This window comes from Pseudoalteromonas sp. SG43-8 (genome assembly GCF_014164245.1).
GTDB classification, from domain to species: domain Bacteria; phylum Pseudomonadota; class Gammaproteobacteria; order Enterobacterales; family Alteromonadaceae; genus Pseudoalteromonas; species Pseudoalteromonas distincta.
Map to the genome: position 1 here is coordinate 18,774 of NZ_JACJEX010000017.1, position 14,989 is coordinate 33,762.

A 14,989-nucleotide genomic window follows, 5' to 3' on the forward strand; every position below is an offset into this window, starting at 1 on the left:
CGAGGCACATGCTAACGTTAGGAAACTGAATGAAAACTTAACTAACCAGTTGTATTTATTAAGTTAATTGTAAGGAAGTGTTGTAAACTGTAAAATTAAAGTAGTTGCAACATCTAGTCAACAACTACTTAAAACATGTACCGTATTAAAGCGCGTGTTGGCTAATAATTCGGTAAACATCGTTAATATTATCGCCCGACTTAAACTCTTTACTAATAGGAGTAGGATCTGAGCCAACCCATATTTTTAGCTCAGCATCTAAGTCAAAATGGCCTGCACTTTCTTTACTAAACTTGGTAATTTTAGAGTAAGCAATACTCACCATTTCCATTTTAGAACCGGTCATACCTTGCTTATCAATTAAGATTAAGCGCTTATTAGTAAAAATAAACATATCACGTACTACTTTATATGCTTTTTCTACTTGCTCGCCGTCAATTAATGTATTGGCGAGGATTTTTTCTAAATCAGAATCGTCAACTTCGCTTGCATTACCCATAAGTCCGCTAAGTAAACCCATTATACTTTCTCCTGTTTAAATATTTGATTCTCTAATGTATGACCATTAACTAACTGTCGGTACTGCCAGTGTTGTTGATGACAAAAATTCAGTAGTGCAATATCAAGTGGATCGCTCGTTGGCTGATACTCAACTACATACTCTTTATGTTGGCTCATATACACACGACTCACACCTGCAATTGCTTGAAGCTGTTGCTCAACATTTTGATAAGCCTCGCTTAGCATTAATGTATAAAAGTGTTTATCGGTATTATTAGTTTTTGTTTGATGCTCGCTTAGTACGCCTTTATCTAAATGAAGTACCTGTGAGCATAGTCGCTCAAGCTCAGTTAAATCGTGAGAGCTTAAAATAAATGTAGCCTGTTCACTTAATTCTGATACCAGCTCACGTACTTCTCTGGCATGAATCGGATCAAGCCCTGCGGTTGCTTCATCAAGCATTACAATTTGTGGTGCGCCAATAAGTGCTTGCGCTATCGTAACGCGCTTGCGCATACCGTGCGATAAATCCCCCGCACGCTGCTTTGCAATTTCTTTTAAGCCAACTAAATCAAGTACACGTAGCGCCTCAGTTTGGCTTTGCTTAGCACCCATACCTTGCAGCTTTGCATAAAAGGCGAGTTGCTTATCTATATTAAAGCGAGGGTCAAGTTGCGCGTCTTGCGGTAATGCACTTACTTTATTAAATAAAGCAGCGCTACCTGGCTTATGTCCTAATATTTCAAGGCTGCCTTTACTTGGCGCTATATAGCCGCACAACAAACTAAATAAGGTAGTTTTACCCGCACCATTTGGTCCAACAAGTGCCACTGGCGCGCCTTTGTTAATTTCAAAGTTCACATTATTAAGCGCAAGTTTTGCACCATACGATTTACTCAAACCGCTAGCTGTAATTAATGGTCTCATAGTGAGCTCCTTGCAAAAATACGTTGAGCAACGCTTAGTAATACCGCTGTTTGCACAAGGGGAATAGCCACAGCGCTCAATAATGGTAAATTTTGCCCCGCTAATAGCTCTATTTGCACACCCGGAAATAAATAATCAAGCAAGCCTAATGCGGGTATTTGCCATTGTAGTATTCCCACAACAATACCTCCTGCTGCAAAATATAAAATTGCCAATACAATAGATAAACGCGATGAGCGAGCAAAGGTATTAATTAACGTCATTAGTGCTACAAATGGGCACAGAGTAATCACTAATATTAAAAATATAGAAAGCGCACGAGCAAAACCACCAGCCAGTAAACTTGGATCTCTAAAACCCAATACCGCGAGTGTAGCCACAAGCGTTATACCCACCAAACATGCTAATACTCCTAGCTGCCCTAAAAAACGGCCAAACAGTATTTCAAAGCGAGTGGAGCGCAGTGATAAAAACCTTAGTGTGCCGCGCTCTCTATCGCCTACCGTTTGGTCGCTACAAATAAATAAACCAAAAACGGGAAAGCTATAAAGGGCTATTAACCAGTACATAGCAAATTCGGCCTCAGGCCAATCCAATAATTTACTTAAACCAATAGAACCTGATATATCACGGGCTATTTGCTCAAAATCGGGGGCACTTACAATGCCTACTGCCTGCCCTATTGGGTAGCGCAGTATTATTAGCCACACCAATGCAAAGGCAGCTAATGCAATAAGTCCACGTTTAGTTAAAAACATACGTACAAGCTCAAATCCCGCTATTTGCGTTAATCGTCCTACGTTTATCGGTAATGATGTTGCCATTGACTATCCTTAATGACTTTTTATTTTCTGTGTATTTATCCACACTAAGTGTAAACACCTTGAATTACCAGCAAAAAAAAGCCCACCTGTGGTGAGCTTTGTAACAATACATTTAAATGTAACAGTATAAATTGCGATATAAATTATAAATGCCGCTTATAAACCTCAAGTGCTTGGCTTAAATCGCTAATTAAATCTTCTACATCTTCAAGACCTATGTGCAAGCGAATAACCGGCCCTAAATCCCAACCTGTATTTGAGCGCAACCCTTTCATGGTTAAATTAGCCGTTACCAAACTTTCAAAACCGCCCCACGAAAAGCCCATTTTAATATGCTCAAGACTATCTAAAAAGGCATCAATCGCTTTTTGATTGCCGGTTTTCATCACAAATGAAAACAACCCATTACTGCCATCAAAGTCACGTTTAAAAAACTCATGCCCTGGGCAGCTTTCAAATGCAGGGTGTCGAATATGATCAACAAGCTCATGTTGCTCGAGCCATTTAGCTACTTCTATTGCTGCTTTTTCATGTTGATTTAAACGCACACCCATTGTACGCAGGCCTCTAAGTGCTAAATACGCATCATCGGCACTGGTACATTGCCCTAGTAAGTATGAGTTTTCGCGCAAGGTTGGCCAATACTTTTTATTAGCAACAGCCACCCCCATCATCACGTCTGAATGGCCAACAATATACTTTGTTGCAGCTTGAATACTAATATCAACACCGTGCTCTAACGGGCGATAATGCAGACCGTTACCGTAGGTATTATCAAGCATGGTCATTACGTTGTGCTCATTGGCTTCTTTTACCATAGCGGGCACATCTTGCACTTCCATCGTAATAGAACCTGGAGATTCTAAAAACAACACTTTAGTATTTGGCTGAATGTAATCTTTAATACCTGCGCCAATGGTTGGCGGGTAATAGGTTGTTGTAATACCCAGCCCCACTAAAATTTTATCGCAAAAATCACGAGTTGGTTCGTACACGTTATCAACCATTAAAATATGATCACCGGTTTTTAAAAACGATAAAAATACTTGGCTGATCGCCGCAGCGCCACAAGGGTACAATGCACACCCTTCGCCGCCTTCAAGTTCTGTAATCGCTTCTTGTAGCGCAAAGTGTGTTGTTGTTCCTCGGCGCCCATAAAATAACGTTTTATCGCCACGGGTTTTAGCTGCTTCTTTTAAATCGGCTACAGTATCAAATACAATGGTAGATGCACGCTGTACAACGGGATTGACTACGCCATGTGTATAGGCTTTTTTTCGCCCTGATGATACCAGCTGAGTGTTTTTATTACTTTTACTCGACATTATTAATCCTTAGGGGTTTGTGCGCCAATGCTCAATTAAATAACGAGAGATAGAATCGGTTCTAGGCAGCTTTAAATGCTCGCCTTCTTCGTGCCAATTACCAAATTGCTCTAAGTCTTCACGACTAAACCATTTTGCATCGTCTAGCTCTTCTTTATCTACGTTAATTTGCTCAGATGTCGCCTGTGCAAAAAAGCCAAGCATAATTGACGATGGGAACGGCCATGGCTGAGATGCAACATAACGTACGTTATCAACTTCTATGCCTGCCTCTTCTTTAACTTCACGCGCAACAGCTTGTTCCAGTGTCTCCCCTGGGTCTACAAATCCAGCAAGCGAAGAATACATACCTGTGGGCCACGCAGCTTGGCGACCTAATAAACAGCGTTCTACTCCGTCAGCAAAGACTTTAGTAACGACCATAATTACCGCAGGATCGGTGCGCGGGAATGTAGGATGCTTACAGTTTTCGTTTTCACATACACGAGAATGCCCGGCTTCCACTGAACGGTTTTTACTACCGCAGCGCCCACAAAAACGGTGCGTAGCATGCCAATAACATAACCCTCTCGCAAGGGCGGCTATTGAGGCATATTTAATGGTTACTTGAGGCCCATATTGGCGAATATCAAAAAACTGAGCGCCCTCGATTAAAGGCGAAAGTACGCTTTCATCCAGATCAGAAACATCCAATGCAAACACACCATGTTTAGCATTGTTTAAACCAACAAAAATAGCACTCGTTAAATCTAAATGTGCCACTTGTTGATACGTTAAATAGCTTACCTTAGGAGTATCTTTAATAAATAGGGTTTGATTATTTTTAACTAAAACCCATTTACTTTGCGCCGACATTTGCGCTTTAAGCCACGATGGGTCTTTGCGAAAATTTGAGCCTCTATCTAGTGGCATGTTGCTGTAATGAAGCATGTAAGTCCTTGGTAACTCGTTATGCTTTAAAATTACCATAATCATTTAGCAAACCCAATTGATTACAGTAATAAAAAAAGCCTATATAAGGCTTAATTCATCTATTACGGCTTTGTATTAAAATCTCTCATGTTGCAGGCACTTAGCTTGCACTTTTTTAACTATTTTTTACTGTTAAAGTAGCAAAGTATTATCAATTAAATGAAATTGCTCTGCGCTTTGTTTTAATACCTCAGCAGTTAACCTGTCAGCACCGTATACATCGCACGGTACATTATATTGATTTTTTAAATGCCCAAGTAACAAAGCAAAGTCACCATCGCCAGAGAGCAAAATAACTTTATCAAGATTTTTACCCTGCTCTAACATGTCTATTGTTATGCCTACATCCCAATCGCCTTTAGCACTTCCATCACGGCGTTGAATAAATGGCTTTAGCTTTACCTCAAAACCAATCGCACGCAAAATATTTTGAAACTGATTTTGCTTTTCATCTCCTCGATAAATTGCATACGCAAAAGCACACTCAATATTGTATTGCGCCTCCATCATTCGCCAAAACGCATTGTAGTCAAAATTTTTCCCGTAACTCTCACGGCACGTGTAATAAATATTTTGCACATCAACAAAAATACCGACCCGTGGTTTCGTGCTTTGCTGCTCGTTTTGTAAAGTCATTTAGTGTCCTAGTGAGGATTAATAGCAATAAAAGTAACGTTATAAAATAAGTGTACCTTGCAATTTATATTTAAGTAACCTAAATTAGTTACATACCCTTATGTAACCAATATTGGTTACATATTAAAAAGTAACCATTTTGAGATTTTTATGATTGGTGTGATCAGCGGCGATATTATTAAATCGCAAACAATCCCTAAGCAGCAATACGATGCCATGCTTTACGAACTAGAGCAAAGTTTGCGAAACATTTCGGGTGAGCAAACACTTTGGAATATATACCGAGGCGATGCCTTTCAGTTACAAGTTAATAATCCTGAGCTCCTTTTTAAAAATGCCATACTTGTATATTTACACCTTAAATCGTCAGGTTATGAACTACGACAAAGCTTGGCACTTGGGCAAATAGATAATCCACGCAGCGATATAAAAACAGCAACCGGTTCTGCTTTTACTCTTTCGGGGCAAGGCCTTGATAAAATAGGCAATCAACGCTTTGTTTTTAATATTAACGAGCAGCAGCTCGATGAAAGCTTAAATCTTAATTTAGCTTTTGCCGACGTATTGCTCACTAAAATCACACAAAAACAAGCAAATGCCCTGTATGTCTATTTAACATCACCAGACAACAGCCACGCGGCACTGGCTAAAGAGCTTAAAACAAGTCGCGAAAACGTAACCAAACTACTAAATTTAGCGCACTACCAACTTATAGAGCGCTTTATTAAGCACACACAACACGTTATAAAAAATATAATTAAAGGAGGTGAATAATGGCGTTTTCACTTTTACTGGTCGCGCTTATTATTGGCCACTTACTCGCTGATTTTTACTGGCAACCTATGAGTTGGGTAAACGACAGAAATACCCGTCACTTTAAAGCCAGTAAGCTTTATTTTCATGTACTAGTGCATGGTGTAACAAGTGCACTCATTATTACCCTGTGGGAATACACATTCGGGTGGCAGCAACTAAGCAGTGTTTTAATTGCCACGGCGAGCATTATGCTGAGCCATTACTTTATTGATATAGCTAAATCGTATTCTGATAAAGGCGTGGTGCCTTTTTTACTAGATCAAATAGCGCACATACTCGTTATTATTGCGCTCAGTATTTGGTTAACTGATAACAGTAGCTTTATGGCTGCAATTAAAAATATGCTCACTGATCCCAAAATACTGTGGGTGGTATGCGGTTATTTAATTATTTTAAGTCCCAGCGCCGTATTTATAAGAATGATGTTAGAGCGTTTAACAAGTAACTTTTCAAGTACTGGTAGCTTACCACTTGCAGGGCAAAGCATAGGTATGTTGGAACGCGTACTTATGCTGAGCTTTATATTGCTTGACCAATTTGCAGGGCTTGGCTTTTTACTTGCGGCAAAGTCAGTATTTAGGTTTGGTGATTTAAGTGCAAGCAAAGATAAAAAACTTACCGAGTACGTTATGCTCGGCACATTACTTAGCGTAAGTGTTACTTTATTTGTCGGCTTGGGTATTAACTATTTTATCAGGCAGGCAATACAGTAAGTACAAATTACAGACAATAAAAAACGCGCTGCTTCTATTTAATTAAAGAAGGGAGCGCGTTTTTTGTATCTGCCTTTAACTAAATTCTAAATTAATTAAACGCTAGTGCAATCACTAATAATGATTAATCGTTATTGGTGCGACGACGGCGTTGGCCATTACCGCCAACAGATTCACGCTTTGCCCATGGGTTTTGCGCGCTGTCATCTGTTTTAGCTGCTGGCTTTTTAGAACCACCACGGCGTGGGCCGGTACCATTACCACCATTGTTCGGCTTTTTGCTGTTGGGCTTGCTGCTATCAGATTTAGGCTTATTAAAAGGCTGCTTTTTCTTAGGCTTTTTAGCCGGCAGTGGGCGAGCATCTAATGCGCGTTCAGCTACTGGATTAATAGGCTCAAAACCGTCTTCTTCAGCACGTGGAATAAGCTCACCAATAAAGCGTTCAATACCATATAAATCAACAGCATCATCAACCGTTACAAACGAAATCGCATGACCCGACGCACCAGCACGGCCTGTACGGCCAATACGGTGAACGTAATCTTCATATACATTTGGCAAATCGTAGTTAACAACATGCGGTAATTCAACAATGTCTAAGCCACGTGCAACAATGTCTGTTGCTACTAATACGCGTACTTCACCACTTTTAAAACCATCAAGTGCTTTAACACGTGCGCCTTGTGATTTATTACCATGGATAGCCGCGCCTACAATGTCATCGCGTTCAAGTTGTTTAACTAAGCGGTTAGCACCGTGCTTTGTACGGCTAAACACTAATACTTGTTGCCAATCGTTAGTGCGAATTAAGTGGCTTAGCAATGCTGTTTTACGTGTTTTATCTACCGCGTAAACGCACTGAGTAACACTTTTTGCAGTAGTATTTTTTGCAGCAACTGAAATTTCAACAGGGTCATTAATTAACCCTTTTGCTAATGCACGAATTTCGTCAGAAAATGTAGCCGAAAACATCAAGTTTTGACGTTTAGCAGGCATTTTAGCAATTAAGCGTTTAATGTCATGAATAAAGCCCATGTCTAACATGCGGTCAGCTTCATCGAGTACAAGCACTTCAACGCTATCAAATTTAACTGCATTTTGATTATGTAAGTCGATTAAACGACCCGGCGTTGCTACTAAAATATCAACACCTTTACGAAGACGCTGCATTTGTGGGTTAATTTTAACGCCACCGTAAACTACAAATGAGCTCACATCCGAATGCTTAGCGTACTCTTCAACGTTTTCGCTTACTTGCAAAGCAAGCTCACGTGTAGGCGTTAAAATAAGTGCACGTACGTGGTTACTTTTAGCTTTAGGGCCCGACGACAAACGCTCAATAAGTGGTAATGTAAAACCCGCTGTTTTACCTGTACCTGTTTGTGCTGCTGCCATAACGTCACGGCGTTCAATAATTGCAGGAATTGCTTGAGCCTGAATCGGCGTTGGCGTTTCATAGCCCTTTTCTAAAACCGCATTAACCAAAGACTGTGATAAACCTAAACCTTCAAAACTCATATAAACTCTCTTTTAAATTAGGCTACGTTAGCCAGTTGCGCGCATTATACCTGTAGTAGCTAAGAATGCATGCCATTATTTACGTTGCAGGCAATTGATCATAGTTTAATAAAATTAAACCTGTGCTCAAGTTGCTCAAAAATGCAAAAAACGGCCATAAGCCGTTTTTTGTTTATACTTAATTACTCTAAGTATAAGAGTTACTTAACACCTAACTCACGCAGGCGTTCTTGCAAGTAGCTATCTGCCGTGTAGCGCTCTGAAAGCACAACATCTGGATGCGGGTGTAAAAATAACGGTAGTGAAATACGCGATTTAGTAGATGCTTTACCCGTTGGGTTAATTACACGGTGAATTGTCGATGGGAAATACCCGCCCGACGCTTCTTGTAACATGTCGCCGATATTAATAATTAAGCTGCCAAAATCACATGGCACGTCTAACCAACCGCCATCTGTTTTTTGAACTTGTAAACCAGGCTCATTAGAAGCTGGTAATACAGTCAATAAATTAATATCGCCATGGGCTGCTGCGCGAATAGCACCTGGCTCTTCATCACCCGTCATTGGTGGGTAATGTAGGATACGTAACAATGTTTGCTCAGAATCGGCAATCATGTCTTTTAAATCAATTGAAAACTTAGCACGCACATCAGCTGGTGCTTCAGCCTGAACCCAGCTTAATAATGTGCCAGCAAATTCACTTGCTAAACGGTAGTATTCACGTACGTCAGCTTCAAGCTCTGCAGGAACGCGACCTTTAGGGTACACATGGAAGTACTCTTTAATGTCTTTTACTGTAAAGCCTTTCGCTACTTCTGATACTGAAGGCGGAAAGTAACCGTCTTGAGTGTCTTTAGAGAATAAAAAGTCGTGCTTTTGCTCTGAGTTAAAAAAGTCTTGCCAATTTTTGTAAATAGACTCAACTAAAGACTGTGGGATTGGGTGGTTTTTTAAAACGCCAAATCCAGTATTTCTTAACGATTCAACAAATTGTGCAGCCGCATCGGGAGCTTTATAATCAACAGTAGGTAATTGCATTGTACGTTCCAGTGAATAGGTTGTGTGAAGTGAGTTGCTTTTAATAGTGCTAAATTACTTATATAAAGTAGCAAAGCCTTCATTATAGCGCTATGCGAGGATAGACAAATGACCTCAAAAACATAAGGACATATGTCCGCAAAGCATAGTCACCGCCACTTGGCTTGATTAAGATCAACTAATAAAAAAACGTTGAATTTGCAAGGTTTAGTAACTATCTCTGGTCTATTATTAGAGTATATTTTATTTGTGTAAATAAGGCCCCCATGCGACAAAAAGTATCTTTTAAAAGCGGCGATTTAGAACTTGCCGGCCAACTTGAACTTCCCTCTGGTGACGTTAAGTTTTACGCGCTATTTGCACACTGCTTTACCTGCGGTAAAGACATTGCAGCAGCTACACGGATTAGCCGTGCACTCACACAACAAGGTATCGCCGTACTGCGTTTCGACTTTACCGGTTTAGGTAATAGTGATGGCGATTTTGCTAACAGTAACTTTTCATCAAACATTCAAGATTTAGTATCAGCGGCAAATCATTTACGTGAGCATTTTGCTCCGCCGCAACTACTTATTGGCCACAGTTTAGGCGGGGCTGCGGTTCTTGCTGCTGCGGAGCATATTCCTGAAGTATCGGCTATTACAACTATTGGCGCACCGTCAGATGCGCAGCACGTAGCGCATAACTTTGAAGCACACCTTGATGAAATTAACGCAGCAGGTGAAGCTAAAGTTAACTTAGCTGGTCGTGAATTTACCATTAAAAAGCAATTTATTGACGATATAGCCAAGTACGATAAACGCCACATAAGTAAACTTAAGCGCGCATTATTAGTAATGCACTCCCCTATTGATGCGACTGTAAATATTAGTGAAGCTGAAAAAATTTATGCATCAGCTAAGCATCCTAAAAGCTTTATTAGCCTAGATAACGCCGATCACCTTTTAACAAATAAAAACGATGCCGACTACGCAGCACAAATAATTGCAACGTGGGCAAACCGTTATGTTAAGTACGACAAAACTAAATACACGGCAAGTTTAACGGGTGGTAATGTACTTGTTGAAGAAAAAGACCATGTATTTACTCAGCACGTAAGTACAAAAGATCATACTTGGCTTGCAGATGAGCCAATAAAAGTAGGCGGTAAAAACTTAGGTCCCGATCCGTATCATCACTTATTAGCGGGGCTTGGTGCCTGTACGGCCATGACACTGCGTATGTACGCTACACGTAAAAACTTACCACTGGAGCATGTAAAAGTAGAGCTTGATCACACTCGCGATTACAACAAAGATTGCGACGATTGTGAGCAAACAGGTAACCTTGAAGCCATTACCCGTAAAATCACCTTACGTGGCGACTTAACTGAGCCAGAGCGTCAGCGTTTACTCGAAATAGCCGACAAATGCCCAGTGCATAAAACACTACATAATAACCCTGTTATTGTTAGTGAACTGGTAGAATAACTGCCGTAAAATAAATATAGCGCAGGTAACACTGCGCTATGATTTAACTTTTATATACCTAACTTTTACTATCTAAAAATCCCTCTACTTCTTTACTCATTCTACCCACCAGCCATTTTGGCCCGCCATCGTACATATCGTTATGGCGCGATTTTTCTATTAGTGTTTGTGTAACAGGAAACTTATCCAGCTCTGAATCGTTTAACAGCACATTCGCATCTGCTGGGTAATCACTACCGCGTAGAGTAAGTACGCGTATATTTTTATTGCGTGGGATCAACATGCGGCGATGATCGAGCGTAATAATTTGGCTTACTTCATTGGGGTAAATAGAGCCGTATAGTGACGAAATATCCCCGCCGTTTGAGTGCCCAAATAAGGTGAGTTTTGTAAAATCGTACGCTGGGTATTTACTCGATAGCTCATTAACTAAAAACTTAAGCGTTACTACGCCACGGTGCCAGTTTTCCATGCGAGTGGTTAAGTAAGGCTGCTCACGATTAAGATCAGGGTCGCTTTTTAGTTCATGTGCAACGGCTATTGTTAAATATCCGTGCTGATTAAACGCATTATTGGCAAACGTATACCCATTATGGCTAATCCCGTAACCTGCGTTAATAAACGCTACAGGGCATTTTACTTGTTCAGTGCACTTAGCATTGTTACTTGGTAGTGTGATATTGATAGGAATAGTGCGCTTGCGGCTTTCATCAGTCATAACGCCATCGTTTGCATAGCTTGTCGCGCTTATTGCTGATGTGCTTATAACTGATGCACTTAGAGCTAGTGCGCTTAACATAAAAAGCTTTTTAAGTGTTTTTTGCATATTTAAACTTATATAAATTATTGTTTTTAATTAAAAATAATTTTTACTTTATAGGTTTGCATTCTCTATTGTCAAACTATGCGATAATAGTCGCCATTGTTTAAATATATTTAGTAAAAGATCCAATAAATGAAATCATACAATAGCATTCAAGAACGTATAGAAATTTTAGAAGACAAACTAACGGCAATACATGACGAAATCGAAACACTAAAAACCCCTGCTAAAAACAACAATGAACGTATTATTTTTAAGTTTATTGAAACAGGCAGCACAGGTAAAACGAAGGATTTTGTTCGTGAGTTAGGTATTAAATCACCACGTGACGGTTTGTTTTCATCAGGTGACGTTACAAAACTAATTAAAGATGGCGCTGAAGATATTTCACCAGCGTTATTAGCAATCGCAAGACAGCTTGCCAGTGCACGTAATAAAAATGGCCCTAGCCGTTAATTACGCAGTTACGCAGTATCTAGAAGCCCAGCCAAGCTGTCGCTTCTAGATATGTAATCATATTAAACTAAATTAATCACATAGTTCTATATTAAGGCTGGTAAGCAAGTTTAGTGCTTCGAAGCGATCAAACTTAGCATTCGCTAAAATATTATTATTCAAATCTATATTAAACGCTGTCGCACCTACAAAATCACATTTTGTTAAGTTAGTTTGAAAAAACTCACTATCGCGAAAATCTGTCCCTGTAAATTCACTACCGCTTAAATCAGCATGTCTAAAATCAACATTTTTGGCAAAGCAGTGTGTTAATTTGAGGGCTTTGAGGGTTAATTCAAAAAAAGAACTATTACTGAGCTCGCAATAATTAAAGCTCACCGGTGCGTTAATACTAAGCGCTGGCCAATCCACGTCAGTCCATTGCAGACTATTTAATTTACAGTGGCTAAAACTTACATCTTCAAGCGAGCTGTAGTTCCATTTAAGTGACGATAAATTACAGTTTTTAAAGTTGCACTGTATAAATCGGCAATTTTTAAACTGCCCGTCTGAAAAGTCGCAATCGATAAATGTGCACTCTTCAAACTCAGAATTTTCAGTTAGTTGCTCTTCGTGCTGCAAAGCATTAAATTGCTCGTCGAAGTAGTGATTATTATTTGAAATTGACACTATTCACCTAGTTTTTATTGGGCGTAGACGTTATTTTTAGGTAAATCTTTTTTAAGCGCAAGCACTGCAATAAAAATCAAAGCAAATAGTGGAAATAGCGCTAAACAACCACCCACAAAAGCTAAAACTCCAGGCATAGTACTTTTACGCTTACCTATTTTGTAGCTAATTACAGCAAAAATAGGAATACTCAGCACAATAAAAAAAACTAAAAATTCACCAAGTAAGGTAGCATTGATCGACATAATAATTCCTTTTTCGTCTATTCGATTAAAATACATGTTGCTGTAAATTTAACCACAAAAAAACCCTTAAGCATATAACTTAAGGGTTTTTAAATTTAGCTTAAAATATAAGCAGAATTACTCTTCGCTTGAGACTTCTTTTTCTACAACACTAATTGCAAGCTCAGCTAACGAATCCATATTAGGCTTACTAGGCGCGTTAGTTAATAAACACGATGCTTGTGTTGTTTTAGGGAAAGCAATAACGTCACGAATGTTATCGGTACCACATAAAAGCATTGCTAAACGGTCAAGACCAAATGCTAAACCAGCATGTGGTGGTGTACCGTATTTAAGTGCATCAAGTAAAAAGCCAAACTTGTCTTGTTGCTCTTGCTCGTTAATACCTAAAATTCTAAATGCAGTTTCTTGCATATCTGCATTATGAATACGTACCGAACCGCCACCCACTTCGTAGCCGTTTAATACCATGTCGTAGGCATCTGAAATAGCCGCAGCAGGGTTTGCTTCAAGCTCACTTGCAGTAATATCTTTTGGTGCAGTGAATGGATGATGCACAGCATGTAATGTGCCTTCGTCATCTTCTTCAAACATTGGGAAGTCTACAACCCAAAGTGGTGCCCAACTGTTAAGGTTAGTGATTTCTAAGTCAACACCAATCTTAACGCGCAGTGCGCCCATTGCTTCATTTACTGTGTTGCGCTTATCGGCACCAAATAAAATGATATCGCCAGACTGAGCATTAGTACGCTCAAGTAATTTAGTAATTACGTCTTCGCTTAAAAACTTAGCCACTGGCGATTGAACACCTTCAGCGCCTGCAGTGTGGTCATTTACTTTCATCCACGCCATACCTTTAGCGCCGTAAATACCAATAAACTTAGTGTAATCGTCAAGTTGTTTACGAGAAAGCTTAGCGCCACCCGGTACAGTTAATACAGCAACACGACCTTTTTCGTCGTTAGCTGGACCTGAGAAAACATTAAACTCTACGTCTTTAACTAAATCTGCAACATCAACTAGTTTCATTGGGTTACGTAAATCTGGCTTATCAGAACCGTAAAGGCTCATTGCCTCGCTGTAAGGCATGATTGGGAAATCGCCTAAATCAACGTTTAACAATGTTTGCCACATTTCGCGGATCATCTTTTCAGTCATACCACGTACTTGATCAGAACTCATGAACGAGGTCTCTATATCTATTTGGGTAAATTCTGGTTGACGATCGGCACGTAAATCTTCATCACGGAAACATTTAACAATTTGGTAGTAACGGTCAAAACCAGACATCATCAACAATTGTTTAAACAACTGCGGAGACTGTGGTAAAGCGTAAAAACTACCTTTATGAACGCGGCTTGGCACTAAGTAATCGCGTGCGCCTTCTGGCGTTGCTTTAGTAAGTACAGGTGTTTCGATGTCTAAAAAGCCGTTTTCATCTAAAAAGCGACGTACAAAGCTGCTTGCTTTAGCACGTAATTTAATACGGTCACTCATTTCTAAACGACGTAAATCTAGGTAGCGGTATTTTAAACGACGCTCTTCAGAGTTTACTTGGTTAAAATCAAGTGGAAGCGGTTCAGAGCGGTTAATAATTGTAAGCTCAGTACCTAAAACTTCAATTTCACCTGTTGCCATATCTTTATTTACTTGGCTATCAGGGCGTGCACGTACTGTACCTTTTAGCTGAACACAAAATTCTTGGCGAAGTGTGTTAGCTGAACTCATTAACTCTTCAATGTCAGAGTCGAATACAACTTGTACTAAACCTTCTCTATCGCGTAAATCGACAAAGATAAGTCCACCAAGGTCACGTCGTTTGTTGATCCAGCCACATAGTTCAACTTCTTGATCTACGTGAGTTTTATTTAGCTGTCCGCAATATATAGAGCGCATAGTTTTCCTGTCAGATAAAAGGCTTAAACGGTTATATTTATTTGTTTTAAGGCGTGTGATTTAAAAAACAGGTCACCACAATACAAATAAAGCCGCTAGCAATCTAAAAATAATCAAATTAAGCCCTGCATTATACCCAAGTAGTATCAAGATGCTAG

At 39.7% G+C, this 14,989-nt stretch carries 16 protein-coding genes; 4 read left to right on the forward strand and 12 right to left on the reverse strand.

The annotated features are described in order from the left end of the window. Positions 1 to 145: 145 nt before the first annotated feature. The 6 genes from H5122_RS18550 to H5122_RS18575 form a co-directional block, all read right to left on the reverse strand. Positions 146 to 520, reverse strand: coding sequence for a PH domain-containing protein (locus tag H5122_RS18550; RefSeq protein ID WP_007377979.1), 375 nt, complete (start codon positions 518 to 520; stop codon positions 146 to 148). Further along, the gene (locus H5122_RS18555; protein ID WP_182682274.1) at positions 520 to 1,428 is read right to left on the reverse strand and encodes an ABC transporter ATP-binding protein; all 909 of its coding nucleotides are present in this window, start codon (positions 1,426 to 1,428) and stop codon (positions 520 to 522) included. Before H5122_RS18555 ends, H5122_RS18550 begins: the two co-directional genes overlap by 1 nt. Beyond that, the gene (locus H5122_RS18560) at positions 1,425 to 2,252 is read right to left on the reverse strand and encodes an ABC transporter permease (protein WP_182682275.1); all 828 of its coding nucleotides are present in this window, start codon (positions 2,250 to 2,252) and stop codon (positions 1,425 to 1,427) included. The genes H5122_RS18555 and H5122_RS18560 overlap by 4 nt, the downstream gene beginning before the upstream one ends. Before the next feature lie 143 nt (positions 2,253 to 2,395). After that, the gene (locus H5122_RS18565; protein WP_182682276.1) at positions 2,396 to 3,577 is read right to left on the reverse strand and encodes a cystathionine beta-lyase; all 1,182 of its coding nucleotides are present in this window, start codon (positions 3,575 to 3,577) and stop codon (positions 2,396 to 2,398) included. A gap of 9 nt (positions 3,578 to 3,586) precedes the next feature. After that, entirely contained in the window at positions 3,587 to 4,507 is a 921-nt protein-coding gene (gene nudC / locus H5122_RS18570) for an NAD(+) diphosphatase (RefSeq protein WP_002962842.1), read from the reverse strand. 174 nt (positions 4,508 to 4,681) lie between these two features. Further along, the gene (locus H5122_RS18575) at positions 4,682 to 5,185 is read right to left on the reverse strand and encodes an NYN domain-containing protein (protein WP_002962844.1); all 504 of its coding nucleotides are present in this window, start codon (positions 5,183 to 5,185) and stop codon (positions 4,682 to 4,684) included. Positions 5,186 to 5,335: 150 nt separating this feature from the next. On the opposite strand from H5122_RS18575, the gene H5122_RS18580 reads away from it, so the two are divergent. Both H5122_RS18580 and H5122_RS18585 read left to right on the forward strand, forming a co-directional pair. Beyond that, positions 5,336 to 5,959: a hypothetical protein gene (locus tag H5122_RS18580; RefSeq protein WP_182682277.1), complete on the forward strand. Its 624-nt coding sequence runs from the start codon at positions 5,336 to 5,338 to the stop codon at positions 5,957 to 5,959. Next, positions 5,959 to 6,714, forward strand: a complete 756-nt coding sequence (locus H5122_RS18585; RefSeq protein ID WP_182682278.1) for a DUF3307 domain-containing protein — start codon at positions 5,959 to 5,961, stop codon at positions 6,712 to 6,714. Before H5122_RS18580 ends, H5122_RS18585 begins: the two co-directional genes overlap by 1 nt. A 124-nt stretch (positions 6,715 to 6,838) precedes the next feature. Here the strand turns inward: H5122_RS18585 and H5122_RS18590 are convergent, their stop codons facing one another. Both H5122_RS18590 and H5122_RS18595 read right to left on the reverse strand, forming a co-directional pair. Beyond that, positions 6,839 to 8,233, reverse strand: a complete 1,395-nt coding sequence (locus H5122_RS18590; protein ID WP_024595752.1) for a DEAD/DEAH box helicase — start codon at positions 8,231 to 8,233, stop codon at positions 6,839 to 6,841. 200 nt (positions 8,234 to 8,433) lie between these two features. Then, entirely contained in the window at positions 8,434 to 9,273 is an 840-nt protein-coding gene (locus tag H5122_RS18595; RefSeq protein ID WP_182682279.1) for an isopenicillin N synthase family oxygenase, read from the reverse strand. 266 nt (positions 9,274 to 9,539) lie between these two features. On the opposite strand from H5122_RS18595, the gene H5122_RS18600 reads away from it, so the two are divergent. Further along, positions 9,540 to 10,742 carry a bifunctional alpha/beta hydrolase/OsmC family protein gene (locus tag H5122_RS18600; RefSeq protein ID WP_182682280.1) on the forward strand — a complete coding sequence of 401 codons (1,203 nt, stop codon included), beginning with the start codon at positions 9,540 to 9,542 and terminating at the stop codon, positions 10,740 to 10,742. A gap of 58 nt (positions 10,743 to 10,800) precedes the next feature. On the opposite strand, the gene H5122_RS18605 is transcribed toward H5122_RS18600, so the two are convergent. Then, positions 10,801 to 11,568, reverse strand: coding sequence for an alpha/beta hydrolase (locus tag H5122_RS18605; RefSeq protein ID WP_182682281.1), 768 nt, complete (start codon positions 11,566 to 11,568; stop codon positions 10,801 to 10,803). Between the two features lie 129 nt (positions 11,569 to 11,697). Between H5122_RS18605 and H5122_RS18610 the strand changes: the two genes are divergently transcribed. Beyond that, a complete protein-coding gene (locus H5122_RS18610) occupies positions 11,698 to 12,021 on the forward strand; it encodes a hypothetical protein (protein ID WP_007377991.1) in 324 nt (107 codons plus the stop codon). A 72-nt stretch (positions 12,022 to 12,093) separates the two neighbouring features. On the opposite strand, the gene H5122_RS18615 is transcribed toward H5122_RS18610, so the two are convergent. From H5122_RS18615 to aspS, 3 genes are all read right to left on the reverse strand, one after another. Next, the gene (locus H5122_RS18615) at positions 12,094 to 12,690 is read right to left on the reverse strand and encodes a pentapeptide repeat-containing protein (RefSeq protein WP_182682282.1); all 597 of its coding nucleotides are present in this window, start codon (positions 12,688 to 12,690) and stop codon (positions 12,094 to 12,096) included. 14 nt (positions 12,691 to 12,704) lie between these two features. After that, positions 12,705 to 12,935: a hypothetical protein gene (locus H5122_RS18620; RefSeq protein WP_182682283.1), complete on the reverse strand. Its 231-nt coding sequence runs from the start codon at positions 12,933 to 12,935 to the stop codon at positions 12,705 to 12,707. Between the two features lie 117 nt (positions 12,936 to 13,052). Beyond that, positions 13,053 to 14,831: an aspartate--tRNA ligase gene (gene aspS / locus H5122_RS18625; RefSeq protein ID WP_182682284.1), complete on the reverse strand. Its 1,779-nt coding sequence runs from the start codon at positions 14,829 to 14,831 to the stop codon at positions 13,053 to 13,055. Positions 14,832 to 14,989: the final 158 nt, after the last annotated feature.